Source organism: [Ruminococcus] lactaris ATCC 29176 (assembly GCF_025152405.1).
GTDB lineage: Bacteria > Bacillota > Clostridia > Lachnospirales > Lachnospiraceae > Mediterraneibacter > Mediterraneibacter lactaris.
Genome location: NZ_CP102292.1, coordinates 802864 through 829430, shown reverse-complemented (window position 1 = coordinate 829430; position 26567 = coordinate 802864). Strand labels below are relative to the sequence as shown.

Annotated in this window: 23 protein-coding genes; 3 read left to right on the top strand and 20 right to left on the bottom strand. The window is 44.8% G+C overall.

The window, feature by feature from the left end; translation table 11 throughout:
- Positions 1–11 precede the first annotated feature (11 nt).
- The 4 genes from NQ541_RS03840 to NQ541_RS03825 all read right to left on the bottom strand — a co-directional run bounded on the left by NQ541_RS03840 (position 12) and on the right by NQ541_RS03825 (position 6781).
- Positions 12–1622, bottom strand: coding sequence for a hypothetical protein (locus NQ541_RS03840; protein ID WP_005610580.1), 1611 nt, complete (start codon positions 1620–1622; stop codon positions 12–14).
- A 76-nt stretch (positions 1623–1698) separates the two neighbouring features.
- Positions 1699–3144, bottom strand: coding sequence for a TrkH family potassium uptake protein (locus tag NQ541_RS03835; RefSeq protein WP_005610578.1), 1446 nt, complete (start codon positions 3142–3144; stop codon positions 1699–1701).
- Between the two features lie 10 nt (positions 3145–3154).
- Positions 3155–4513 (bottom strand): Trk system potassium transporter TrkA, encoded by a 1359-nt coding sequence (gene trkA, locus NQ541_RS03830; protein ID WP_023922186.1) that lies wholly within the window; start codon positions 4511–4513, stop codon positions 3155–3157.
- Between the two features lie 192 nt (positions 4514–4705).
- Entirely contained in the window at positions 4706–6781 is a 2076-nt protein-coding gene (locus NQ541_RS03825) for an elongation factor G (protein WP_005610575.1), read from the bottom strand.
- Between the two features lie 280 nt (positions 6782–7061).
- Between NQ541_RS03825 and NQ541_RS03820 the strand changes: the two genes are divergently transcribed.
- Together NQ541_RS03820 and aroA are read left to right on the top strand one after the other, a co-directional pair.
- Positions 7062–8159 (top strand): prephenate dehydrogenase, encoded by a 1098-nt coding sequence (locus NQ541_RS03820; protein WP_005610574.1) that lies wholly within the window; start codon positions 7062–7064, stop codon positions 8157–8159.
- A gap of 54 nt (positions 8160–8213) precedes the next feature.
- Positions 8214–9512, top strand: a complete 1299-nt coding sequence (aroA, locus tag NQ541_RS03815; RefSeq protein ID WP_023922180.1) for a 3-phosphoshikimate 1-carboxyvinyltransferase — start codon at positions 8214–8216, stop codon at positions 9510–9512.
- 165 nt (positions 9513–9677) lie between these two features.
- On the opposite strand, the gene NQ541_RS03810 is transcribed toward aroA, so the two are convergent.
- The 8 genes from NQ541_RS03810 to NQ541_RS03775 form a co-directional block, all read right to left on the bottom strand.
- The gene (locus NQ541_RS03810; protein WP_005610570.1) at positions 9678–11060 is read right to left on the bottom strand and encodes an NCS2 family permease; all 1383 of its coding nucleotides are present in this window, start codon (positions 11058–11060) and stop codon (positions 9678–9680) included.
- A gap of 128 nt (positions 11061–11188) precedes the next feature.
- On the bottom strand, positions 11189–12034 hold the full coding sequence (folK, locus tag NQ541_RS03805) for a 2-amino-4-hydroxy-6-hydroxymethyldihydropteridine diphosphokinase (protein ID WP_005610568.1): 846 nt from the start codon (positions 12032–12034) through the stop codon (positions 11189–11191).
- A 2-nt stretch (positions 12035–12036) separates the two neighbouring features.
- Positions 12037–12843: a dihydropteroate synthase gene (gene folP, locus NQ541_RS03800; protein ID WP_005610566.1), complete on the bottom strand. Its 807-nt coding sequence runs from the start codon at positions 12841–12843 to the stop codon at positions 12037–12039.
- The gene (locus NQ541_RS03795; protein WP_081442941.1) at positions 12840–13331 is read right to left on the bottom strand and encodes an HD domain-containing protein; all 492 of its coding nucleotides are present in this window, start codon (positions 13329–13331) and stop codon (positions 12840–12842) included. The genes folP and NQ541_RS03795 overlap by 4 nt, the downstream gene beginning before the upstream one ends.
- 55 nt (positions 13332–13386) lie before the next feature.
- Positions 13387–13944: a GTP cyclohydrolase I FolE gene (gene folE / locus NQ541_RS03790; RefSeq protein WP_005610562.1), complete on the bottom strand. Its 558-nt coding sequence runs from the start codon at positions 13942–13944 to the stop codon at positions 13387–13389.
- A complete protein-coding gene (locus NQ541_RS03785) occupies positions 13941–15308 on the bottom strand; it encodes a bifunctional folylpolyglutamate synthase/dihydrofolate synthase (RefSeq protein WP_023922176.1) in 1368 nt (455 codons plus the stop codon). The genes folE and NQ541_RS03785 overlap by 4 nt, the downstream gene beginning before the upstream one ends.
- Before the next feature lie 82 nt (positions 15309–15390).
- Positions 15391–15903 carry a DNA-deoxyinosine glycosylase gene (locus NQ541_RS03780; protein WP_005610560.1) on the bottom strand — a complete coding sequence of 171 codons (513 nt, stop codon included), beginning with the start codon at positions 15901–15903 and terminating at the stop codon, positions 15391–15393.
- Positions 15904–15926: 23 nt separating this feature from the next.
- The gene (locus tag NQ541_RS03775) at positions 15927–16706 is read right to left on the bottom strand and encodes a DUF6198 family protein (RefSeq protein ID WP_005610559.1); all 780 of its coding nucleotides are present in this window, start codon (positions 16704–16706) and stop codon (positions 15927–15929) included.
- A 165-nt stretch (positions 16707–16871) separates the two neighbouring features.
- Between NQ541_RS03775 and NQ541_RS03770 the strand changes: the two genes are divergently transcribed.
- Positions 16872–17765 (top strand): LysR family transcriptional regulator, encoded by an 894-nt coding sequence (locus NQ541_RS03770; RefSeq protein WP_005610558.1) that lies wholly within the window; start codon positions 16872–16874, stop codon positions 17763–17765.
- Positions 17766–17973: 208 nt separating this feature from the next.
- Here the strand turns inward: NQ541_RS03770 and NQ541_RS03765 are convergent, their stop codons facing one another.
- The 8 genes from NQ541_RS03765 to NQ541_RS03730 form a co-directional block, all read right to left on the bottom strand.
- Positions 17974–18603: a precorrin-8X methylmutase gene (locus NQ541_RS03765; protein WP_023922168.1), complete on the bottom strand. Its 630-nt coding sequence runs from the start codon at positions 18601–18603 to the stop codon at positions 17974–17976.
- A 95-nt stretch (positions 18604–18698) separates the two neighbouring features.
- Positions 18699–19748 carry a bifunctional adenosylcobinamide kinase/adenosylcobinamide-phosphate guanylyltransferase gene (locus NQ541_RS03760; RefSeq protein WP_005610556.1) on the bottom strand — a complete coding sequence of 350 codons (1050 nt, stop codon included), beginning with the start codon at positions 19746–19748 and terminating at the stop codon, positions 18699–18701.
- Positions 19745–20545 carry an MBL fold metallo-hydrolase gene (locus NQ541_RS03755; RefSeq protein ID WP_005610555.1) on the bottom strand — a complete coding sequence of 267 codons (801 nt, stop codon included), beginning with the start codon at positions 20543–20545 and terminating at the stop codon, positions 19745–19747. The genes NQ541_RS03760 and NQ541_RS03755 overlap by 4 nt, the downstream gene beginning before the upstream one ends.
- 66 nt (positions 20546–20611) lie before the next feature.
- Complete coding sequence (locus tag NQ541_RS03750; RefSeq protein ID WP_005610554.1) at positions 20612–21145, bottom strand: DUF3877 family protein; 534 nt, start codon at positions 21143–21145, stop codon at positions 20612–20614.
- 96 nt (positions 21146–21241) lie between these two features.
- Complete coding sequence (bsh, locus tag NQ541_RS03745) at positions 21242–22225, bottom strand: choloylglycine hydrolase (protein ID WP_005610553.1); 984 nt, start codon at positions 22223–22225, stop codon at positions 21242–21244.
- Positions 22203–22934 carry a class I SAM-dependent methyltransferase gene (locus NQ541_RS03740; RefSeq protein ID WP_023922160.1) on the bottom strand — a complete coding sequence of 244 codons (732 nt, stop codon included), beginning with the start codon at positions 22932–22934 and terminating at the stop codon, positions 22203–22205. Before NQ541_RS03740 ends, bsh begins: the two co-directional genes overlap by 23 nt.
- Before the next feature lie 76 nt (positions 22935–23010).
- A complete protein-coding gene (locus tag NQ541_RS03735) occupies positions 23011–25038 on the bottom strand; it encodes a beta-galactosidase (protein WP_005610551.1) in 2028 nt (675 codons plus the stop codon).
- A 17-nt stretch (positions 25039–25055) separates the two neighbouring features.
- Positions 25056–26564 carry a cobyric acid synthase gene (locus NQ541_RS03730; RefSeq protein WP_005610550.1) on the bottom strand — a complete coding sequence of 503 codons (1509 nt, stop codon included), beginning with the start codon at positions 26562–26564 and terminating at the stop codon, positions 25056–25058.
- Between the last annotated feature and the right edge of the window lie 3 nt (positions 26565–26567).

Sequence of the window (26567 nt, the reverse complement as noted above, 5' to 3'; positions counted from 1 at the left end):
GTTCTCGCTGACTATTTTGGATCCCCGGTCAGAGAAAGAACCGTATTTGCCTTTTCCCCTTCCTTATATTCAACCGTCACTTCATCGCCTACATTGTAGCGGATAATGTCAATAAAATCCACAACCGATACATCAAAAATCTCATTCGATCCTTCCAGCATCAGATAATAATGAGAATTTCCATCTACAACTCCCTGTGCGATCTTAGTGATCTTTCCTTTGATGGATTCTACGGTACGGGTATCCTTTGCTTCCGTTTTGATTCCATTTTTATACATCAGATTTGTATAGGATTCTTCACACTCGCTGACTGTATCCCCGATCGCTACAATCTGATATTTCTGCACATTGACCATGGCATATTTCTTTACCAGTCCTGCATCATCCTTCAATGCAATGAAGTAGGTCGGTTCTCCCGAAAGGTTCAGCAACAGTGGAAATGTCGCACTGTATTTCAAATTCTGTACCTGTCCCTCTGCAGATGACATCGCTGAAGTCTCTGTTGCACCTTCGATCTCATAAAATTTCGTCTCCATTGTCCGCTGATTCATCAGGACGAAACCGACATTTGACTGATCCCCGGTAATGGAAGTTACTCCCGTATAAACCCACACATCATCATCAACTGCAAGATAATTATATCCATCTGTTGTCTCAAGACAGTCCTTCTGCCCCAGTACACTGTTCAGGAATCCATGCCTCAAAGTACCATAATAATCATACAGCGAAATCAGAAGATCTGCAGAATATGCACGGTCGATCCACTGCGGTACATCCTCAATTTTATAATCTTCCATTTCCCCGGTAATGGCATTACATAATATAACACGTTCCACCGTAGCTCCGCCAAATAATCCGATGTTGTATTTTCTCACCGGACAGATCCAGTACGGAACTCCTTCTTCATCCACTTCAAAGCTCAGTTCATTAAAAATATAGGTCGGATAAGCGAATCTCAGATGCCGGTAAATATTCCGGTTGAAATGATCGCTGGTTGTATACTTCATTCCTTCTTTCAGTTTTACCAGCTCGGTATTCTGTGTTGCCATGTCAATCTTGATATATGCCGGGATTCCTTCTTTCCGGTTGGTAAACCACTTGATCAGATCTGCATATTTCAGAGGTGACACTCTCACCGGACGATCCTGATAGTTAATCTGTGAATACAGTTCATCCACTTCAAACTGAGATACCATATCCACCATACTTCCCATTTTCCGGTTTCCAAGGATCTCTGCTGAATCCTTATCCAGAAGAGGAATCTGGTCAAAAGACAATTCCTCAATATCTTTTGAAAATTCTCCGTTCTCCACAGCCATCAGCTTCTGATATTTTCCGGCATTCACAATCGGTGAAGACAGCAATGCTCCCACAGCCCATATGCCGATCACGATCAGGATCAGACTTAAGAATATTCTCATCCCTTTAGATTTTCTGATCTTATCCGGCTTTACTTTTGCAATTTTTCCATAAATTCCTGCTGCCAGTACCAGTAGGACAATCAGTAAGATCCAGAATTCCATTGAATGGATATTAAAAGCTGGAAGTGCCGCGTAATAATAAATTCCAAACACTGCCAGCACGCCGATCACACCAAGGATCTTTCCTTTTACTTTTTTCATAGTTTCTTTTTCCCTTTCCTTATAAAATCAATGCGGGATAAGCTGTCACCGACAAAATTTCCCGCATTCAAATTCATTAAAATCTTCTTCTCCACAAATCTGGTGAGAACAGTAACAGATATGGGAATATCTCCAGTCTTCCTGCCAGCATATCAAAACAGAAGACCAGCTTTGATAAAACTGAAAATTTATGGAAATTCATAACCGGTCCTACCTGTGAAATTCCCGGTCCTACATTACTCAGCGTTGTCAGAACTCCGCTGAATGAAGTTGCAAAATCAAAATTATCAATGGATACAAGCAGCGTTGATACAACCAGGATCAACACATAACACGCCAGATAAATATTTACATTTCTCAGCGTATCCTGACCGATCTTCCTTCCATTGACCCGGATCACTGTCACCGCATTCGGATGCAGGATTTTTCGTACTTCCTGACGGACAGACTTCCACAGGATAATCAGACGACTCACCTTGATCCCGCCCCCGGTAGAACTTGCACATGCTCCCACGAACATGAGCGACATCAGGATCATCTTCGACAGTTCCGGCCAGCGATCATAATCCGCAGTACAGAATCCGGTTGTCGTGATCACCGATGCCACCTGGAACGACGCATACCGGAATGCCCGGAAAATATTACCGTAAATATGGAGGATATTTCCGGTAATTGCAGCCATTGATGCACCAATGATGCCAAGATAAACCCACAATTCTTCATTTTTCAGTGCCGTCTTCCATTCTTTTAACAGGAACAGGAAATACAGATTGAAATTAATTCCAAATAAAATCATAAAGACTGTAATCACACCATCAATATATGCACTGTCAAAAAATCCTACACTTGCATTTTTATTTGAAAATCCACCGGTTCCTGCGGTACTGAACGCATGAAGCAACGCATCAAAAAAGCTCATGCCACCGGCCATCAAAAAGACAGTCTCCACTGCCGTCAGTGCAAAATACATTCCATACAGGATCTTTGCTGTACGTCTTGCCTTCGGAACAAGCTTATCTGCCTCCGGCCCCGGCACTTCCGCACGCATCAGCGGCATGGCATTATCATCGTCCAGAGAGGTGATCATCATAACAAAGACCAGCACTCCCATTCCACCGATCCAGTGCGTAAAACTTCTCCAGAACGCAATTCCTTTCGGAAGAATCTCAATCTCTGTCAAAATCGTCGATCCGGTTGTCGTAAATCCCGACACAGTCTCAAAAAATGCATCAATATAATGTGGGATACTGCCACTGATCACAAAAGGCAATGCTCCAAATGCTGACCATAACAGCCACGCAAGTCCTACGATCGCAAATCCCTCTTTACTGTAGATCCGCTTTGACTTTGGTTCTTTTCTTCCCAGTACAAAATAGATCAGGATCAGGACTGCCGATACGATCAGAAAAGAAAATCCACTTTTCTCCTGATAGAGAAGGGACACAAATGCCGGGATCAAAAGGACAATCCCCTCAACTCCCATCATTTTCCCCAAAATGTAAAAAATCATTCTTTTATTCATCGCACTGCACCTATATCATTATATCCCTGATATCTTCAATGTGCTTCTCCATCGTAATAACAACCACACTGTCACCGACTTCAATACAGTCTTCTCCACTCGGCAGAATGATCTGCCTTTTTCGTCCGATACATACGATCAGATTATTCGGCTTAAGTGCCAGATCCTTCAGAGGGATTCCTGTATATTCTGTTGCAGATTTTATTATAAATTCTAAAGCCTCTACCTTATCATCTACCAGTTGATACATCGTCTCAATATTGGCACTTGCCTGGGAATTTTTTCTTGCCCGCACATAGCTCATGATTGCATCCGCAGTTGCCGTCTTGACAGATACAATACTGTCAATTCCAAATTCTTCTACCATTCTCGCACGACGGTCTTCATTGACTTTTGCAACGATCTTGTCCACATTCTGGCTCTTTGCATACAGGGACAGGATGATATTTTCCTCATCCATCCCGGTCAGGGCAACAAAAGCATCTGCCTCCTCCACCCCTTCTTCCACAAGAAGATCATGGTCTGTTGCATCCCCATTGATGATGGTTGCCTTTGGAAGCAGTTCGCACAACTCCTCACAGCGTCTCGCATTTTCTTCAATGATCTTTACCTGCATTCCGAGAGTGGAAAGCTGGGCTGCCAGATAATATCCGACCCTTCCTCCGCCACAGATGATCACTTTCTTTATCTTCTCTCTTCTCTTACCGTTGGCTTTGAAAAACCGCTCCAGATCTTTATGAGATGCTGCAATATGGAGACGATCTCCTGCTTTCAGGACATATTCTCCATCAGGAATCCTCACATCTTCTCCACGCTCCACTGCACAGACAAGCAGACGGATCTGAAACTTTCTATACATATCAGATAACCGCATTCCTTCCAGAACTCCGTTTGCACTGACCGGAAGTTCCAGCAGTTCCATTCTCCCCTTAACAAATGTCTCGATCTGACTTGCATCCGGGAAGATCAGAAGCCGGCTGATCTCATCAGCTACGATCAGCTCCGGATTCACTGCCATGCTAAGATGAAGATCTTCCTTTAAGAGTCCGATCTGACGATAATAAATCGGGTTACGGACACGGGCGATCGTATGTCTTGCTCCAAGCTTCCTTGCGATCAGACAACTGAGCATATTGCACTCGTCCTCCGAAGTACATGCGATAGCCAGATCCGCATGGGCGATATCTGCCTGCTTTAAAACTTCTGCGTCCGCACCATTTCCCGCCACGCACGCAATATCCAGATGATCTGTTGCAAATCTCAGCTTCTTCTCATCACTGTCAATCAATACAACATCATATTTTTCGGTGGAAAGCTGCCGGGCAAGCTTATACCCTACTTTTCCGTCACCGATAATAATAATCTTCATTTCTTTTCCCTCGATATTGTCCCATTTTTCCTGCCTGCTACACATCTCCCGTGCAGTAAACAGAGCAATTATAGCACCTTTATATTGAAAGTACAACAAAATTGGCAGTTTCTTAACCTGAAAAGGAAGTATGCCCGTTCAGACACACTCCCTTTTCTTTCACTATCTCATCATCCCCTCAAAAGATCCGTTCTATTCTTCTGCTGCCCTTGCTGCAATCTCCTTCTCCTGGACATCGGACGAAGCCTGCTCATATCTTGCAAAAGTATATGCATAAGTTCCTCTTCCACCTGTCATGGAACGAAGTGTCGTGCAATAACCAAATAATCCTGTCATCGGGATATCCGCCTCGATCACCTGCTTACCGCCCGCAACCGGAGTCATTCCCAGCACACGTCCGCGTCTCTTGTTCAGATCTCCCATGACATCTCCCGTATAATCATCCGGCACTGTCACTTTCAGAGATGCGATTGGCTCAAGCAGAACCGGTGAAGCCTCCATAAATCCTTTCTTAAATGCCTGGATTGTTGCCGTCTTGAATGCCATCTCCGAGGAATCTACCGGATGGTAAGATCCATCATAAAGCGTTGCCTTCACACCCACAACCGGATAGCCTGCCAGTGGTCCTTTTACAACAGATTCCTGAAGGCCTTTTTCCACTGCAGGGAAATAATTCTTCGGAACCGCTCCTCCTACCACACACTCTTCAAATACAAATGGAATTTCCAGATCTCCTGAAGGCTCAAATTTCATCTTAACATGACCATACTGTCCATGACCTCCGCTCTGCTTTTTATATTTGGAATCCACATCTGAATTTTTGCGGATCGTCTCTCTGAAAGCAACCTTCGGAGTCTCCAGTGTGATCTCCACCTTATATCTTGATGCAAGCTTACTTGCCACAATCTCCAGATGCTGTTCGCCCATACCATACAGAAGTGATTGCCTGTTCTCGCTGTCGTTCACTGTCCTTAAGGTAACATCCTCTGCTGTCATCCTTGCAAGAGCCTGAGATACTTTATCCTCATCGCCTTTATTCTTTACACGATACTTCATATATGTATATGGCACAGAGAAATCTGTCCTTGCATACGATACCGGATTATTCTTCACTGATAAGGTATCTCCGGTTCTTGTATTCGTAAGCTTTGCGATCGCCCCGATATCTCCTGCAAAAAGTTCTGATACTTCCGATGGCTTATTTCCGCACAGAGTATATAATTTCCCCGGCTTCTCTTCTGCATCCGTATCAGCATTATAAAGAACGTCATCCCCTTTGAGTACTCCTGAGCATACTTTTACGAAAGAATATTTTCCGATAAACGGATCCACCATCGTCTTAAATACATAAGCCGTCTTTGATTTTGCGAAATCATAATTTGCTTCAAAGATCTCATTCGTTCTGCGGTTGATTCCCACGCAGCTTCTCTTATCCGGGCTTGGGAAGAAACGTACAATATCTGACAGCAGGTTCGCAACTCCCTGTGCCTGGAGATTTGATCCCATAGCTACCGGTACGATATCTCCATCCATTACCTCTGTACGCATCGCTGCACGGATCTCTTCTACGGAAAATTCATCTCCATTAAAATAACGCTCCATAAACTCTTCACTTGTCTCGGCAACAGCCTCCATCAGAGAATCTCTGAGAATCTCCAGGTTCGGTTTACAGTAATCCGGAATCTCACATTCTTCCCGCTGTCCCAGACCGGTATAACGTCTTCCTGCATTCTTAATGATATTGATATATCCGACCAGTTTTTCATTCTCACGGATCGGCTGGAAATGTGGTGCGATCTTCTTTCCGTACTTTTCTGTCAGATCTGCCACTACCTGACGGAAACTTGCATCATCCACATCCATCTCCGTTACATAGATCATCCTTGGAAGATTGTATTTATCACAGAGTTCCCATGCTTTTTCCGTTCCTACCTGAACTCCTGCCTTTCCTGATACAACGATGACTGCTGCATCTGCCGCACTGACCGCTTCTTCCACTTCACCTACAAAATCAAAATATCCCGGCGTATCAAGAATATTGATCTTTGCTTTCTCCCACTCAATCGGTATAAGGCTTGTGCCGATCGAGAAACCACGCTTCTGTTCCTCTTTATCAAAATCGCTTACAGTATTGGAATCTGCGATCTTACCCATACGGTTCGTTGCACCTGATACATACAGCATCGCCTCGACAAGACTTGTCTTGCCACTTCCGCCATGTCCAAGTAATACTACATTTCTTATTTCGTCTGTTCTGTAAACCTTCATGCTGCTGCCTCCTTGTAATGTGGTTATTCTGTATATCCTTTTTTCAACCGGATATACAAGCCATGGGTAAATTATACTAAAATATCATTATAATTACAACTATTTTATTTAATTTTCACATATTCCATATTTTTGTCATAATCAAAACTTATTTCTGGTTTTCCGGTCTTTTCTCTGCGGCAAGAATAATTTACTTTTATACTTTGACGTGTTAAAATAAGTATATTGATGCGTCATTTTCTATTGCATCAACTATGATTTACAGAAAGGACTATCTATTATGACTTCAAAAAAAATCGGATTTATCGGACTCGGACTAATCGGCGGATCGATTGCAAAAGCAATCCGCCAGTATTATCCTGAGTATGATATTATTGCTTTTGATAAAAATAAAGAATCTCTGGCACTTGCAGTACAGGAGGGAACGATCCATACTGCCTGCTCATCAATCGATGATAATTTCCGTGGCTGCACTTATATTTTCTTATGTGCACCCGTCAATTACAATGCTGCCTACCTCTCCCAGTTGAAAAGTCTGATCGACAGTGACTGTATTTTAACTGATGTCGGAAGTGTAAAGACATCCATCCACAAAGAAGTTATCCGCCTCGGTATGGAAGAATCTTTCATTGGCGGACACCCGATGGCAGGTTCTGAAAAGAGCGGATTTATGAATTCAAAAGCTCATCTCATTGAAAATGCATATTATATTCTTACACCTACTGCAAAAGTAGCCAAAGAAAAGGTCAGTGCTTATAAAGAGTTTGTGACCTCCCTGAAGGCACTCCCGGTCATTCTTGATTATAATGAGCATGATATTATTACCGGAACGATCAGTCATCTGCCGCATATTATTGCATCAACACTTGTGAATTTTGTCCATGATACCGATACAGCGGACGGACTGATGAAGGCACTCGCTGCCGGTGGATTCAAAGATATTACCCGTATCGCTTCTTCCTCACCGGTGATGTGGCAGCAGATCTGCCTGAAGAACGGGGAGAATATTTCCCACATTCTCGGTCATTATATTGAAGCCCTCACGCAGGCAAAGGAGCAGATTGATGCTGAAAATGAGACTGCGTTATATTCTATGTTCGAGGATTCAAGGGATTACCGCAACTCCATGCCGAACAGTTCCGCAGGGCCGATCAAAAAGCAGTTCGCACTGTATTGTGATATCATTGATGAGGCAGGAGGAATCGCTACGATTGCCACAATCCTTGCCAGCAATCATATCAGTATTAAAAATATTGGGATCATCCACAACCGTGAATTTGAAGAAGGGGTTCTCCGGATTGAATTTTATGATGAAGATTCTGCCGCCAACGCCTCAAAGTTACTTCAGAAATACCGCTATGTGATTTATGAAGTCTGAGTAGATCCCGTCAGATCATCTATACCAAAATATTACAGAAAGAGGATTTTTATTATGGAATTATGCAGTATGAGCGGATTAAAAGGAAAGGTTACGATACCGGGAGATAAATCGATTTCCCACCGTTGCGTGATGTTTGGTTCGATTGCCAACGGTACAACGGAAATTCACAACTTTCTCTCCGGTGCGGACTGTCTTGCTACCATCCGTTGTTTTTCAACCCTTGGAATTAAGATTGAAACAGATCTCTCCCAGTCAAAAGTGATCGTCCACGGAAAAGGACTTCACGGACTGAATGCCCCGTCTTCCATTCTGGATGTCGGAAACAGTGGAACAACTACAAGACTGATTTCCGGTATCCTTGCCGGACAGCCTTTTAACTCTGAACTTTCCGGGGACGAATCTTTAAATTCCCGTCCGATGAAGCGGATCATTGAACCACTGACCTCCATGGGAGCCAACATCGCCAGTGTGCTTCAGAATGGCTGTGCACCGTTGTATATCACTCCGGCACAGCTCCACGGAATCCACTATGATTCCCCGGTTGCCAGTGCCCAGGTCAAATCCTGTCTGCTTCTTGCCGGACTCTATGCTGACGGAGAAACTTCTGTCACAGAGCCAAGTCTTTCCCGAAACCATACCGAACTGATGCTCCGGGAATTTGGTGCTGACATCCGCTCTACTTATGAGATCGGAAGTACAAAGGCAACCGCCTCCATCCGTCCATGTACGGATCTGTACGGACAGAAGATCACCGTTCCGGGAGATATTTCTTCTGCTGCATACTTTATTGCGGCCGGACTCATCGTACCGGATTCAGAAATCCTGATTGAAAATACAGGCATCAATCCGACCCGTGCCGGAATCCTGAAAGTATGCGAAGACATGGGTGGTGATATCACTTTATTAAATGAAAGAACCGAAGGGGGAGAAAAGATCGCTGATATCCTCGTCCGCACCAGTAAACTCCACGGAACAACGATTGAAGGGGACATCATCCCGACACTCATTGATGAGATTCCTGTCATTGCAGTCATGGCAGCCGTAGCAGAAGGAACGACGGTCATCAAAGATGCAGCAGAACTGAAAGTCAAAGAGACCGACCGCATCGAAACCGTAACAGACAACCTGAAAGCAATGGGAGCTGATGTCACTCCGACAGATGACGGAATGATCATCCACGGCGGAAATCCTCTCCACGGAACTTCCATCCATACGCTGCTGGATCACCGGATTGCCATGGCCTTCAGTATCGCAGCTCTGGTTGCCGAGGGCAATACAAAGATTCTTGACAGTAAGTGCGTAGATGTATCTTATCCGACTTTCTATGATACGTTTGAAGCCCTGCTTTAGTCTGCACATGGCAACGAACCGGAGGCTTGTTCCTGTATAAGACAAGGCCCTGACACCTGCATCAGTCTCTTTCATTCCGTTCTGTGGGATTGAAAGACAAAGAGGATGTATCCCCGCCATTCCGGGGATACATCCTCTTTTTGATTTTCTTCTTCCCGATTCTTTTTACAGGAAGATATACTTCAGAATAAAGAGTACAGCAAGTACATACATCAGAACACTTACTTTTTTCTCTTTTGCCTTTCCAGTAATCAGATTGAATGCAACATAAGCAATAATTCCCATGGAAATACCCTCTGAAATGCTGTAGAAGAACGGCATTGCAATGATACAGATATAGCACGGGATTGCTTCTGACATATCACTGAAATCAATGTTCATTACATTCGTAAGCATATACAGACCCACAATGATCAGTGCCGGTGCTGTTGCAAAAGAAGGAATTGCAAGAAAGATTGGTGACAGGAACAGTGACAATCCGAAAAGGATTGCTGTTGTCACAGATGTAAGACCGGTTCTTCCTCCTTCTGATACTCCTGATGCACTTTCTACGAATGTTGTCGTTGTAGATGTTCCGAGAACTGCTCCTGCAGTTGTTGCGATCGCATCTGCAAGAAGTGCTCCTTTGATCCGCGGAAGCTTTCCATCCTTATCCAGCATATCTGCCTTAGAAGAAACTCCAACCAGCGTACCGATCGTATCAAAGAGATCTACAAACAAGAATGCAAATAAGATTACGATGAAATCCAGTGAAAAGATTCCCTTAAAATCAAGCTTGCAGAAAATCGGTGACAGGCTTGGGATTGCCAGACCATTGCTGAAATCAGGGAGCAGGCTGTAGCAGCCAACCTCTGCATTCGGAACATACAGTCCCGCAAACTGGCAGATAATACCAAGTCCCCAGGTAATCAGGATACCCCAGAGAATATTTCCTTTTACATTCTTAATAACCAGGATTCCTGTAATGATCACTCCGATAATTGCAAGAAGTACCGTAATTCCGACATCACTGAAAGCAGCCTCTACTCCATTCACCTGATTATATCCATCCAGTGAAAAAAGCTCGATCAATGTAGATCCACCGATCACAATATGAGCATTCTGCATACCAACGAAAGCGATGAAAAGTCCGATACCTACACTGACTGCTGACTTCAGGTTTCTCGGAATCGCATTGAAAATTGCTTCACGTACATTTGTCATGGAAAGTACGATAAAGATGATTCCTTCTGCAAATACGGCAGTCAGGGCATATTGCCAGCTATAGCCCATTCCGATAACGACCGTATAGGCAAAATATGCATTCAGTCCCATTCCAGGTGCAAGTGCGAACGGATAATTCGCCAATACTGCCATCAGAAGTGTTCCGACAAAAGCAGCCAGTGCCGTTGCTGTAAAGACTGCTCCTGAATCCATTCCTGCTGCGGAAAGAATACTTGGATTGACTGCCAGGATGTACGCCATCGTCATAAATGTAGTAACACCGGCAAGTACTTCCGTTTTCACGTCCGTCTTGTTCTCAGACAGTTTAAATAATTTTTCTAACATTTTGTTCCCCTTTCATTCCATTTTTGGTGCTTGTCTACTCTGTTAGAAGACAACAGAATCATCATACCATATCCGCTCTGAAAAAACAGTTTATTTTTTCTAATAACCGTTTATTATCATCTCGGTCATCACGCATCAGCGGTTTCCTGACCGGCATTCTCCAGTTCTCCCAGCATCTCCCGCACCGTCTTTCCTGTGACCGGATGCCGTTTATAGGGAGCGATTTCTTCCAGCGGCTTCAGTACAAAGCTTCTCTTATGCATCTCAATATGCGGAATACACAGATCGTCCTCCTCGCAGATCAGATCATCATAAAAAATAATATCCAGATCCAGTGTCCTTGGTCCCCAGTGTATGATCCGTTCTCTTCCGGCTTCCTGTTCAATCCGGTTCAGCTCCCGCAGCAGCTCTTCCGGATATAAAAGTGTCTGCAGCTTCAGACAGCCATTCAGAAAATCCGGCTGATCTGTCACTCCGTAAGGTGCCGTCACAAGAAAAGAAGAAACTTTTTCCACCCGGCTCGTCGGCAAATGATCCAGCTTGTCAATGGCTTCTTTCAGATAAGCTTCACTGTCCCCGATATTGGATCCAAGTGCAATATATGCCGTATGCCATTCTCTTTCAATCTCCACGCTGACCGTCTCTAGCGGCAGACCGACCGGTGCCCAGGGTTTTTTGATCTCCAGCCGGATCTTCTGAAGCCCTTTTGTCTGTAAAAGCAGTTCTTCTGCAAGACTCTCTGCCACCTTCTCCAGTAATTGAAAAGTATGTTCTTTCAGATAGCGGTCTATAAAAGCACTGACTTCTCCATAATGGATCGAAGCAGTCAGTTCATCTGTCTGTCCCGCCTTTCTTGTATCGGTATACAACACCGCACTGACGACAAATTTCTGTCCCAGTACATTTTCTTCCGGAAATACACCATGATTGGCAAACACCTCCAGGTTTTGTATTTTTATCTTATCTGCTTTCATAGTTACATCCTCATCAGAGCTTTCGTCATTTTGATCGCACGCAGATTCTTTTCCACATCATGAACCCGTACAAACGCACTGCCCTTCTGCACACCATAAACTGTTGTCACCATCGTTCCCTCTTCTCTCTGATCTACCGGAAGATCCAGCGTCAGACCGATCACCGACTTTCTTGAAGTACCAAGAAGAACCGGATATCCCAGTTCCTGAAGGATTTCAAGATGTGCAATGATCTCCAGGTTCATCTCATACGTCTTCCCAAATCCGACACCCGGATCTAAAATGATCTTTTCATCTGCGATTCCGGCCTCCTTTGCAAGACGGACACATTCTTTCATATCTTCTATAAAATCTTTTTGAAACTCTTCATACTCGGCCTTTTCACGGTTGTGCATCAGACAGCAGGCAGCATGATATTTTGCAATGACCTCTGCCATTTTTTCATCATATTTTAAGCCCCAGATATCATTTACAAGGTCTGCTCCCGCCTGAAGTGCCGCTTCTGCCACATGGCTTTTATATGTGTCGATCGAAATCGGAATATCAAACTCCTTTTTCAAAGCTTCAATCACCGGAGTCACCCTTGCGATTTCTTCTTCATCTGAAATCTGCACATGTCCCGGACGGGTCGATTCTCCACCCACATCGATCAGATCCGCACCTTCTGCGATCATCTTCTGTGCATGCCTCAGTGCCTGTTCCATTCCGTTGTATTTTCCACCGTCGGAAAAAGAATCCGGTGTCACATTCAGGATTCCCATAATATATGTATTCTTTTCTGTATCAAACTCTCTGTTGCCTATGATCATATGATTATCTCCTTGTTCTTCTCTTCATCCTTCCAGTTGCACTCTTTTTCTGCCGGGCAGGAAAAACAGGTACGGGAACGCTTGTCACTGTCATAAAAAAGTGCAGCGATCGGCTCTGCCCCGTCTTTTTTTTTCCGGTGTTCCCGGACTGCAGCCAGGATCAAGCGTCTTTCTTCCGCAGAAAATGCCAGTCCCTCCGGAAGGGTATCCAAAATCTCTGAAGCTACTTTTTCCCCGGCAATCTCATGCGGAATCCGCTCTTCATACTGAAAGGATTTTCCTATATCATGCAGGATCGCAGCCGCATAGATCACTTCCCTGTCATACCCCAGATTCCGCTCCAGATTCGTGATATAAGCGATCCTCGCCACATCCAGCAGATGAGGCATCTGATGGCGGCAGAAAATCCTGTCCTTTTCAATTTTTTCAATCTGATCGTAATACTTTCTGTAAGTCTTATGCTTTAAAATTGCATTGACACGATCCATTCTGATCCGTTCCATCCCGGTCCTTTCTGTCCTGATCTGCTTCATTCTGCCACCTTTATCGTCCCAGCATACGGAAGAATCGTTCTTCCAGCGACGGATCTGTCTCAAAAACACCTCTCCGTGCCAGCGTCACCGTCTGACTTCCTGGTTTTTTGATTCCCCGCATCGTCATACACATATGCTCCGCCTCGATCATAACCAATGCACCTTTCGGCTGCATATATTCCATCAGTGCATCTGCAATCTGTCCGGTCAGTTGTTCCTGCAACTGAAGTCTTCTTGCGAATACTTCTACCGTTCTTGCCAGCTTGCTCAGTCCCACTACCTTTCCATCCGGAATATACGCAATATGAGCTTTTCCATAAAACGGGAGCAGATGATGTTCGCAGGTAGAATAAAAAGTGATATCCTTTTCGATGACCATTTCCCTGCTTTCTACTGTAAATGTCTTCGACAGATGAATCCCCGCATCTTCTTCCATTCCGCCATAAATCTCTTCATACATCCTTGCGATCCGATCCGGTGTCTCCAGCAGACCTTCCCGGTTCACATCTTCCCCGATTCCTTCCAACAGCAGTCTTACCGCCTGCTCTATCTTTTCATGATCTATCATTTTTCTTCCTTTCCTGTACCTCTCGTCCGGGTTCCGTAACTTTTTTCAACCAGCCGGATCACATCTCCAAGATAAGATAATGAACCACATGCCAGGATCACCGGCTCTCCGTCTGCTGCTGAAGCTTCACTGTCTGCCGTCCTCTGTCCTGCTCTTTCTGCTGCTTTCATCGCTTTTTCCACGGCATCCTCTATTCTTCCTGCCGCCGCTGTCTGCCGACAGTATTTTTTTGCACACTCTGCAAGCTTTTCTGCCGGCAGTGTACGCTCCACATTCGGAAGATCAACTGTATAAACCTGCTGTGCCAGCGGGCAAAGAATCGATGCGATCTTTTCATATTCCTTGTCCTTAAATACTCCTAGAATAAGGATCAGCCGTCTTCCCGGAAAATAGCGTTCCATGGACATCCGAAGTTTCTGTGCGGCATCTTCATTATGTGCCCCGTCAACCAGAAAAACCGGATGCTCCATTAAAAACGTAAATCTGCCCGGCCATCTCGTTTCTTCCAGTCCTTTTCTCACCGCCGTCTCCGGTACGGAAATTCCCAGTGCATTCAGCGTACGGATCACTTCCAGTGCCGTTGCAAGATTTGCGATCTGACATTCTCCTGCCAGACTTCCTCTCAGATTCTTATATTCTTTATAAGAAAACCGGATTCCATGATAGTCTTCTTTTTCTACAAGAAACCGGCTCAGATCTGCCTCTCTGTAGCTACAGTCAGATGCCTCTGCCCGCTTCTTCAGAATCTCACTTACAGTTTCTTTCTGCTGTGCCGAAACGACTGCACAGCCATTTTTTATAATTCCGGCCTTCGTCTGTGCAATCTCTTCCAACGTATTGCCGATCACCCCCAGGTGATCTCTGCTGATCGTTGCAAATACAGCACAGACCGTATTTTTCACGATATTGGTCGCATCCAGTTCTCCACCGAGTCCTGTCTCCAATACAACAAAGTCACAGTTCATTTTCCTGAAATACAAAAAAGCTATTGCCGTCTCTGTCTCAAAAACTGTCGGGAGATTCTCCCCCGCAGCTTTCAGCCGGGCAATAGCTTCTTTCACTTTCTCTGTCAGTTCTGCAAACTCTTCTTCCGAGATCCATCTGCCGTTCATCTGAATCCGCTCCAGATAGGAGATTACCGTTGGTGAAACATACCGCCCGATCCTGTATCCTGCTTCACTTAAAATCGTTGAAGTGTATGCAAGCACAGATCCCTTGCCATTCGTTCCTGCAATATGTATGAACTTCAGACTCTCCTGAGGATTCCCCAGTTCACGCAACAGACCTCGAATTGTATCCAAGCCAAGTACACTTCCGTATTTCGACATCTCGTCCAAATATACCCTTGCTTCTTTATAGGTCACTTTCTTTTGTTCCCTTCTGTCTTCCTTTTTCACTCGGTCTTTTCTGACCGAACAGAACCATCATACCACCATTCGCTCTTTCTCACAAGATACATTTCCATATTTCAATCAGCTTTTCCAATGAAAAAGCTGCATTTGCCGGGCTGGTCGACGGAAGAACTGTCGCTTCGATACCGGTTCTGCTCTCCTGATATTTCTTATAATAATTTCCCGAGGCTTTCCCATTACAGAAGATTCTTTCCACCTCTGACTCTTCCAGAATCCGGTTCAGATCTGTCGGTACTACATTTTTAATACTGCTGTCGCTTGAACCGATGATGTCGCAACTGTAGATCGTATCCCACAGGGCAATGTGATTCCGATGCAGAAGTTCCTTCTTTTCTTCGATGGTCTCAGGAATCTTCTCTCCCAGGACCGCTGCCAACATCTTCCAGAACCTGTTCTGCGGATGTCCGTAAAAGAAGTTCTGTTCGCGGGATTTTACGGATGGAAGACTGCCAAGGATCAGAATTTTTGAATCAGCATCATAGAGTGCCGGAAACGGGTGGATCACATGGGTATAATTACTCTCTTTCAATCGTTTCTCCCTGCTCATAAATTCACTTTCGTACTCCCTCTTTATTTTGAAAAAATCGATACAAATCTCACTTTTTTATCCATTCCTTCCCCTATTTTACCAATTACTTTTCCCATTGTAAATGCCGCAAGCACTGTTCCGATTCCAAGTCCTCTGATCTGTCCCAGGCATACAAACGTCAGCAATGCTGTCACGGACAGACAGATCACATCATAACTGATCTTGATCCTTGAGTACGCTGCCTTCGTGATATCTGCCAGTTCCCTCGGGAAAAGATCCGTTGGGATGATCGGCATTTTACAACGGTTGGAAAGGGCAATTCCTGTACTGATCAGCAGGTATCCTGCAAAAAAGTATACAAACCGGAGCGGCAGTGTCACAGGCAGGGTATGAACCCAGGTTTCATGGATATCGATCTCGGTTCCGAATCCTGCCCCTACAATAAAGCTCAGCAGATACTGCGGCACAAATTTCTTTCTGAGGATCATCAGGCTCAAGACCAGAATTGTCTGAAAAATGTCTGTCCAGACTCCCAGTGAAACTTTGGAAAAAACTTCTGAAAATGCATACGGCACACTGGAAATTGCCGAAATCCCCGATCCTGAATACAACATCAGAACAACTCCAAGACTGTTGATCACCAGTACAATTAAAAGTGCCAGCTCTCCTCTGACTACCGGAAGTGCCTCTGTTGCAGTTGCCTTCACACGTTCTGCTTTTCCATCGGTCAGTTTGTTTCTTCCGGAATTTTTTTCTTTTCCTGCCATTCGATCTGTAGTGATCAGTTTATTTGTGGATATCGTCTTATCTGCTGATATCATTTTTATACGCTCCTTTTTATTCGCTTATTTTACCGTCGGTAAATCTATCACATGCTTTTTTATTTTACAAATAATAATCTTCTATAATTCTATAGACATTTTCTATTTTTGGAGTTAAAATTTTAACAGCATTTATTACGAAGAATCATCTGAACGGAGAAGCTTATGAACTTATATCAGCTAAGATATTTTCTTGAACTGGCGGAAAAAAGGCAGTACACCAAAGCCGCACGCCAATTAAACATCACCCAGCCCAGTCTGAGCTATGCCATTTCCCAGCTTGAAAATGAACTGGGAGTAAAATTATTTGAAAAGGATGGACGCACGATCAGCCTCACCGATTGTGGGAGAGATCTCGCCGGATGTGCTTCTGAATCCCTTGCGATCCTCGATAAAGGGATCGCCAACCTGAAGCGTAAAGCTGCCGGTGCGGGGAAGATCCGTCTTGGATTTCTACGGACACTGGGAACAGATTATATCCCGGATCTTGCCTCCCGTTATCTGAAGCAGAACCCGGACAAGGAAACAACGTTCCGTTTCCATACCGGCTCTACAGGTGCTTTGCTTGAAAGTCTGAATGCCGGAGAATATGATATTGTCTTTTCATCAGAACCGCCTGAAAGCAACGATTTTCATTATACACCGGTTATGAAACAGGATCTCGTCCTGATCGTACCGGACGGACATCCTCTGGCAGACCAGTACCGGATTCCATTGAGTGAAACACTTGCATACCCTTATATTTATTTTGATCAGAGTGCCGGTCTCCGCTATGTGACCGATCTTCTTTTCGAGCAGATCGGTCAAAAACCGGAAATCGTATATGAAACTGACGAGGATCAGGTGATTGCCGGACTTGTTGCACATGGATTCGGGATCGCCCTCGTTCCCTATATGGAGCTTCTGCTCAGACTGAATGTCCGTATCCTGCAGATTTCTTATCCTGAGTGCCAGAGAGATATCTATATGGTTACAAGCCGCAGACATGAACTTTCACCCGCAGCACATCATTTCCGTGAATTTGTCCTTACCGGACTGCTTGACACTCCCCACAGCTAAAGCAGGGGGGATTCTTGCTTCAACCACTACTGCATTGGCTGATACCATTCGGTATCTCAATGTCTTACACAGTGTCCACAAGCCTTTGTCCGACCGGTAATTTGTTATAAATATTTTCTATAATATCATTCAAAACTTTTATTTTCTGTTTTCAGATTTTTTCAGCAGATCTGCTTTCTATCTGTTCCTGCTCTGCACTTGTCACCCTCTACATCTGATAAAGCAGGGCATTGCAGATACATGCCGCGATATTGCTGCCACCTTTTCTTCCTCGTGCAACGATCGACGGAGTCTCTTTCAGGCTCAGGATCAGTTCTTTCGACTGAACTACATTCACAAATCCTACCGGTACTGCAATGATCAGTTCTGGCCGGATCTTTCCCTCTTTTATAAGCTCATACAGACGAACCAGTGCTGTCGGTGCATTTCCGACCGCAAAGATCACATCCCGGCCAAGTGCCGCTGCCTTGTCCATACTTGCTGCCGCCCTGGTCGTACCATTTGCCTTTGCTGCTGCCGCTACATCTTCATCCGACATAAAGCAGTACACTTCACTGCCAAACTCTGCAAGTTTTCTTTTATTGATCCCGGCCTTTCCCATCTGCGTATCTGTCACGATCGGTGTTCCTCTTCGGATTGCATCCATCGCATGCTCTACTGCCCCCTCAGAAAAAACCAGGTTCTCCGCATAATCAAAATCCGCACTGGTATGAATGCAGCGTTTTACGATCAGTTCTGTCCCGGGAACAAGTTTCTTATCTCCCAGTTCTTCCGTAATGATCTCAAAACTGCGTTTCTCAATTTCTGATGGCAGGACTTTTTCAATTTCCGTCAACATTTTCATTTTCCGAATCACCTTTTTCCTTCTTCCCACTTCTTATCGCCTGCGTTAGTAGTCTTTTTTCAGACATATTCCTGCCTGCGTTTCTTTCTCTACCGGAGTCTTGTTCCGATCCCGCAGACTACACGGTCTACCCGCTGTGCCTGTGCCGCAAGGTCTGTCATAAGCCTTCCATGAGCCTCTCTGTATTTCCGCTCAAATGCATCCACAGGGACTAATCCATATCCGATCTCATCGCTGATCAGAACAACCAGCCCTTTTCTTCTGTTCATCAGCAGTCCGGTCAGTTCCTCCGTCTCACGCCCATCTTCCATCCACCGGCGGACTAACAGCTCAAAATGGACAATCCCGTCAATTTCCGTCAGCTCCTTTTCAAGCTGCTCTGGCTGACATTCTGCTCCATCATACCAGCAGATCTTTGAATATAACGTTTCCGCGTACTGCAATTTTCCCTGGAATGCCCCGCCAATAATCAGATGAACGTTCTTCCTTTCCGGATCCTTTCCGGTTTTTTCATAATTTTTCATAGTATTTTCCTTATGATGATCCACAGCAGATTCCACCAGTCTTCCCGGTGTACAGTCGGCATCTTTCTTCCAGATACATGGAATCCCATAGACAACCTCTGTCACCTGATCTGCCATCCCGGCAAGATTCCGGTTAATCTCACCAAGAACCTTCTTATAGTTTTTCATTTCCACGGAATCAGGAACGGATTCTGAAAAAACCTCATTTGTAACAATGACCAGGTTTCTGCTCTGCTCCTTCAACTGCCTGATTCCTTCGGTCACAGAGCGGACAGTATCCTTTCCCGCCCCCTGCTCCATATAGAGTTCATTCGCCACCAGATTGGACATACATTCCAGCAGGATCGCACTTTCACTTAGTCTTTCTGCTCCTTCCTGTCCGGAAAATTCCTTTTCTATGCACTCTGACAGACCGGTATACCATTCCAGTGTCCTGAATCCTTTTCCGCCCCGCATCCAGCGGTGTCTCTCAATCTTGCGTTCCGTTTCACTTCCATAGGGATACATGGTCGCAATATAGTAAAGCCTGCCTGTCCCCTGCTGCAATCCGCAGATCTTCTGTTCTGCATAGGCAGATTTTCCACTGCCGCTGCCCCCTGTCACGACTTCCATCATAACTCTATCACATCCAGATCTTCTGGCACATACAGATTTCCATGATAAAATTTCCTGCCTTCTGCCAGATACATTTCCTGTCTTTTCAGAATATTTTTATCCTCGGTATGATAAAGGATCAAATTCTCTACATTCAGTCTTTCTCCCAGCTCGCATGCATCCTTCACCGTGGAATGATGCTTTTCGTATGGTTTAAACTGATCTGCCTCACCAAACAGACAGAATGCTTCATGCAGAAGCCACTGACTGTTCTGTGCATACACCTTTTCCGCTTCATTATACGGTTCATCACCGCAGCAGGTCAGCTTTTTCCCCGGTTCAAGTTCCATGGAAAATCCAAACTGCTTCGCTTTTGTGGAATGGATATCAAAAAATGTCACCGGTTTCCCTATGATCTCTCTTTCTTCTCCATCCTCTACCACAACCATATGAAGCCTTTTTCCTAAATTTTTCGTCTCTTTTTCAGACAAAACTTCTCCGGCGATCTTCTCAAGAATTGCGATCACCTCTTCATGTCCGTAGATTGTCGCCTCGCCATCATAAGTTCCCCGGTTCATATTCTGAAGGATCATCCGCATCATCCATATAATTCCCAACAGATGATCGATATGCTTATGGGTAACAAAAATATCCCTCATCTCTTTCCAGTCAAACCCGGCAGACTTCAACTGATGCAGGATCATATTTCCGCCTCCACCATCAATCATAAAATGGTTTTCCTTATTACTGATGACAAAACACGTATTATAGCACTCCGTGACTGTGGCATTTCCCGTTCCAAGAATCGTTAATTTCATCCGTTCCTCCTGATTTCGTCCTGTTCTCCTGATTCCATTTTATTTTTCCAAACTGCCTGATCCATTTTAAAATGCAAAATCTGCATAATCTTCCGGCAGGAAACGATGATAGATGATATGACAGCCTTCATCTTTAAAGCAGTAAATATAGGAATCTTCCGGATCATCTGCAAAGCTGACTCTGTAGTCAAATTCTCCGTTGTCCATCTCATGGATCTCCACCTTTTCCGAATGGGAACGGAACAGATCAAAGATTTCCTCCATCGTACAGTCATGCTTCTGCAACAGTCCGATCAGCTCTTTGATAAACTCATTTTCTTTCATCTGCTCATGCACATACTCCACGCCCTCTTCCGGGATATGAAAGCAGAACCGCTCTCCCTCATTGGTCACTTCCACCTGTCCCAGTCTCTGCTTTGTATACTCCGAAAACCAGTTCAGCTTTTCCAGCATCCCGGTCACATCTCCCTCTACCTGAAAGAAATGGTTCAGGGAACTGAGCGGATAATAAAGCCGTATCTTTTCCTTTCTGTAGCCAAGCTTTGCCTGCTCCTCCTTTATCACATCCATAATACTCTTCTCAAGTCTTGAAAAATCCATCCTGTTGTCCTCTTGCTATCTTTTTCTGTCTTCTCTTTTTCTGTCTTCTCTTTTACTTCTTTTCGTCTTCTTTTTTTCGTTCTCTGTTCTTCTATATTAATTCTGCCAGCGGATCTGTTCCCCCGTGATCAGCGGATATCTGAAAAGTTTTGTTCCGTCAAGTTCCTCCCGGTACAGATCCACAGCAGTGATCTGATGATTCTCATAGGTTGTATAATAGTAGATTCCCTTCGATGCATTACAGCAGGAAGTATACAAGGTAATCTCATACTTTCCGTCTGCCACTTCACAGCAGCCTCTCTGCTGATCCACCGAACCTAAAATATGGAAAAACTGGCTGATGCTTTCCAGTTCTGAATCTCCTGATTTTGCATTCATTTTTGTAAATGCAACTTTCGCAAAACGGGATGCCGATGACAAATCTCCCGGAAGTCCCATTGCTCCCATTCCCCGGCTGTATGCTGTCAGATTCAGCTTCTCTGAAAAATGATTTTCCGGCTGTCTCGGTGACAGATGCATGTAATTATTCAACTGAAACATCTGCTGTTCAAAAGGTGGATTGTTCGTCAGCACACCCACCGGATTTTCATGCACTTTCAGCCCGTCCTTCATCGGTTCTACCGTGATAGCTTCTTTCTCATCTGCGATGATCCAGTGAAGTTGTGCTGCCGGAAGCTGTTCACTGAACGGTGTCCCGACCAGATTCATCCGGCTTAACAGTTCTCTGACTTCTCTGACCGAAGCACACTGGCTCAGTATCCATGGAATCAATTCATACTGGCAGACATTTTCTTTTCCGTCTTCTGCCTCATCTACCTCCTGATAGACCGCATTTCCGACAAAGTTGAGTCCCGCCATGCCGACACCCTTTTCATTGACTGCATCATAATACAGCGGATAATCTTCTGCCACATAAGCCATTCCTATCATGGCATAATGGGATTCCATTTCTCCCATATACCGGAACGGGATCTTATAATTTCTCGGAGTCACCGTCACTTCATCTCCATAAGAAAATTCATAATCGAGTGTTCTTCCAAAATAAAAATCCTTCGTCTTATAAGTTGCTGCTGTACACATTCTGCTTTTCACCTCTGCTTTTTTTATTCTGTTCCCCGCCAAGTAGCTTTTCCCGCTTTACTGCACAAAAATATACGACCGATCCTCGCAGATGGAAATGCGTCACCTGATAATCCTGGGACAGTCTCAACTGCAAAGAAGTTTGGGTTTCAAAAGGTCCTTTGAACCACCCCTTTTTCATCAGAAACCATTTTACAAAACGGTCCGTCTTCCCGGATCTTCCCTCGATGTAGAAGCATCCGATCAGCCTTCCGTTTTTCTTTAATACGCGGGTCATTTCCGACAGGGCTTCTCTCTTATCTTCCACCGCATTCAGCCGGTCAATACTCAGTACGGCATCAAAACTTTCATTACGAAACGGCAGCTTCGCACAATTCCCCTTCTTTACGGTAACATGATCCAATCCGTCTCTTGCAAAACGCTTTTTTGCCAGGTCAAGCATTTCCTCGTCTTCGTCATAACAGATGATCCTCGCATCTCTCATCCATGAGTATTTCCGGTAAGTAAAAAGTCCTGTTCCTGCCGGTACATCCAGCAGTCTCCCCTTAAAATCCTCCGGAATATACTTCAGCATGGCTTTTACAATCTGCTTTTTACTTACTCCATTCCAGAAAAGCTTTCTATACAGCCTTGTCCATAATTTTTTCCCAAGAAGCACATCCTCATAAAGTTCTGTTCTGTTTTCTGACTCACTGTGCTGTTCTTTCATTTTTATTCTCCCCTGATCTGTCTCTGTATATATTCTCCCCTCAGATTCCGATTCTCCTTCTGCTTTTCCAGCAGGATCACTTTCTCTCAAATTTCAGTACCCTTGTCTGAAGCGGTGCAAGGACCTCACTGCCTGTTCCATAAATCTCCTGATATTCACCTGTCACCGGAACAACCACTTCTTTGCGGCTGAAATTCTGAATAAACAGATACTCTGCATTTTCCGACTGACGTACATTGACAGATACACCCTCCGGAACAGCCTCTGCCAGACTTTTTACACCGGCTTCTTCTGCTACGCCTTTAAATAAATCGTCATAAAATGCCTGCTCCATATCTGCCCCTACATAATAGGCATGTCCCTCACCATACGCTTTATGTGTCACAAGCGGTGATCCCGCATAAAAATCGTCTGCATAACGCATCAGGACTTCTGCATCAGAAACTTCCGACAGTTCGCAGAGATTTTTACACTCATAAACTTTCTGCAATCCCAGGCGGTTTCCATGCTCCGGTATTCCATGGTTTGATTCCCAGTCAAATAAAGCATCGATCTCTGTACTGCGGACTCCCGTCACATCCATCAGTCCATAAGGTGTACCTCCAAGGAAACATTTATCCGTCTCATCCACAAGACCTGACCAGTAGGTCAATACCAGAGTTCCTCCCTGTGCCACATACTCTCTGAGACGTTCTTCGTATTTCTCACTGAACAGATACGCCATCGGCACTGCCAGGATCTTATAATCAGAAAGTGCATGCTCCATGGAGATCACGTCCACATCCAGTCCTTCTGCCCGCAAAGCTCTGTACTGCTTCAGAACGCACTCCTGATAATGCATATCCTCGTTTCTTGGTCCCTGTGCATCCTTTAATGCCCAGTCATTCTCACGGTCATATAAAACCGCTGCCTTTGCACACGTCACACTGCCTGTCACTTCCTGAAGCTTTTCAAGTGCCTCTCCCACTTCTGTCACTTCCCTGAAGACACGGGTATCATTTCCACCGTAATGATCGATCACTGCACCATGAAACTTTTCAGATGCTCCCTGGCTCTGACGCAGTTGAAAATACAAGACACTGTCTGAACCATGGGCGATTGCCTGCAGAGACGCTGCCAGAAGCATTCCCGGTTTCTTCAGCTTATTGATCGGCTTCCAGTTCGTTGCAGATGGGCAGGATTCCATCATCAGGAACGGAGCTTTTCTGATACTTCTCATCAGATCATGCTGCATTCCTGCATCTGTTGCCGTCAGCCACTCTTCTTTTTTATGCCATCCCGGATAATTATCCCAGGATATAATATCTACATCTTCCCTGAACTTTTTATAATCCAGTCCGTCATAATCATACATCAGATTCGTCGTCACCGGGATTTCCGTTCCAGTCTCCCTGAGAGCTGCTATTTCCGCCTTCATGAAATCGACTGTCTGTTCCGTCACAAACCTCTTCCAGTCCAGCTTTAATGCGTGAAGCTCATTTTCTCCCAGTGAAGAAGGACTTTCGATCTGAGAAAAGCTCTGATACCGGTGACTCCAGAATGTCGTACACCACCGGCTGTTCAGATTCTCAATCATACCATATTTCTTTTCCAGCCACTCCCGGAACTTCTCCTGACAAAGCGGACAATGACATTCTCCACCAAATTCATTGGAGATATGCCACAGAATCACACCCGGATGCTTTCCGAACTTTTCTCCCAGCCTGCGGTCGATCTCTGCCACTTTTTCTCTGTATACCGGTGAGGTATAACAGTGATTATGTCTTCCACCGAACAGATTCTTCTCCCTCTTTTCATTCACACGCAGTACTTCCGGGTACTTATCAGAAAGCCATTTCGGTCTTGCACCGGACGGTGTGGACAAAATTGTAGAAATTCCCTCTGCGTAAAGTGAATCAATCACTTTTTCGAGCCAGTCAAACTGATAATTTCCCTCTTCCGGCTCCAGCATCGCCCAGGAGAACATTCCTACAGATACCGTATTGATCTTTGCCTCTTTAAAATACTCAATGTCCTTTTTCAATATATCCGGGCGGTCCAGCCACTGCTCCGGGTTGTAGTCTCCGCCATGTAAAAGATGTCCATATTTAATCTGTCTTCCCATATCTGCAACTCCTCCTGTTATTCCATCATTTTGTAAATTGCCTTCATATCCAGACTTTCTCTGAGTATATCGGCCAGTTGATCATATTGCTCTTCTTTATAGCTATTCCAGTCTTTTCCCTCAATCTGCAGGGTATCGTAACCTTTCTGCTTCAGTATAGCAGAAACAATTCCTTCTGACACCAGTTTTTCATCAAAAATACCATGTACATAACAGCCATAGACATTTCCGTTCTGGGCCCCATCCTCATGATATCTCTGTGGTTCTTCGTTTCCTTCTTCCCTCATTGAAACCAGCCTGTCTGATTTTGTATCCACTTCTGATCTTCCCATATGGATTTCGTATCCATTAAACCGGATTCCTTGCAGTTCTTTCAGAATACCGCCCATATCCCGGAATTTTCCTTCTACTCTCGTTCTTCTCTTTTCCTGTCCAAATACAGTGCAGACCGGAAGTAACCCCAATCCCTGTACTGTGCCTTTTTCCTCGATTCCGTCCGGATCCTGTATTTCCCTGCCGAGCATCTGATAGCCTCCGCAAATACCGAAAACCGCCCCTCCATTTCCACTGTAGCGAAGAATTTTCGCCTCCAGACCATTCTGACGCATCCACAGCAGATCACTGATCGTATTTTTACTGCCCGGAAGGATAACCAGATCCGGCTGTCCGAAATCTGCCGGAGATGAAATATACCGGACTGAAACTTCTTTGATTGCCTCCAGCGGTGCAAGATCCGTAAAATTTGAGATCCTTGGAAACCGGATCACCGCAATATCCACAAGTCCCGGCTTTTCCTTTTTATGGAATCTTTCCGTCAGGCTGTCTTCCTCGTCGAGATCCAGATAAAAATACGGCACAACACCAAGAACCGGGATATCCGTTCTGTCTTCCAGCATTTTCAGTCCCGGCTCTAAAATGGATACATCTCCCCGGAACTTATTGATCACAGTTCCTGCGATTCTCTTCCGTTCCCTTTCTTCCAACAGCATAACGGTTCCTGCAATCTGGGCAAAGACACCTCCCCGGTCAATATCTCCCACCAGCAGTACAGGTGCATCCACCAGTTCTGCCATTCCCATATTGACGATATCATCCTTTTTCAGGTTGATCTCTGCCGGACTTCCTGCACCTTCGATCACAATCACATCATACTTTTTTTCCAGTTCCCGATATGCCTCTAAAATATAAGGAATATAATCCCGCTTATGACGGTAATATTCTACTGCAGACATCACCCCGATTGGTTTTCCGTTGATGATAACCTGCGAACCTGTATCATTGGTAGGCTTTAACAGGATCGGATTCATACTCACTTCCGGTTCAATCCCTGCTGCTTCTGCCTGCATTACCTGAGCCCGCCCCATCTCAAGACCATTCTGGGTAATAAAAGAATTTAATGCCATATTCTGCGATTTGAAGGGTGCAACTTTGTATCCATCCTGCTTAAATACTCTGCAAAGTCCTGCTGCTATGGCACTTTTTCCCACATTTGACATTGTTCCCTGGATCATAATACATTTCGCCATCTT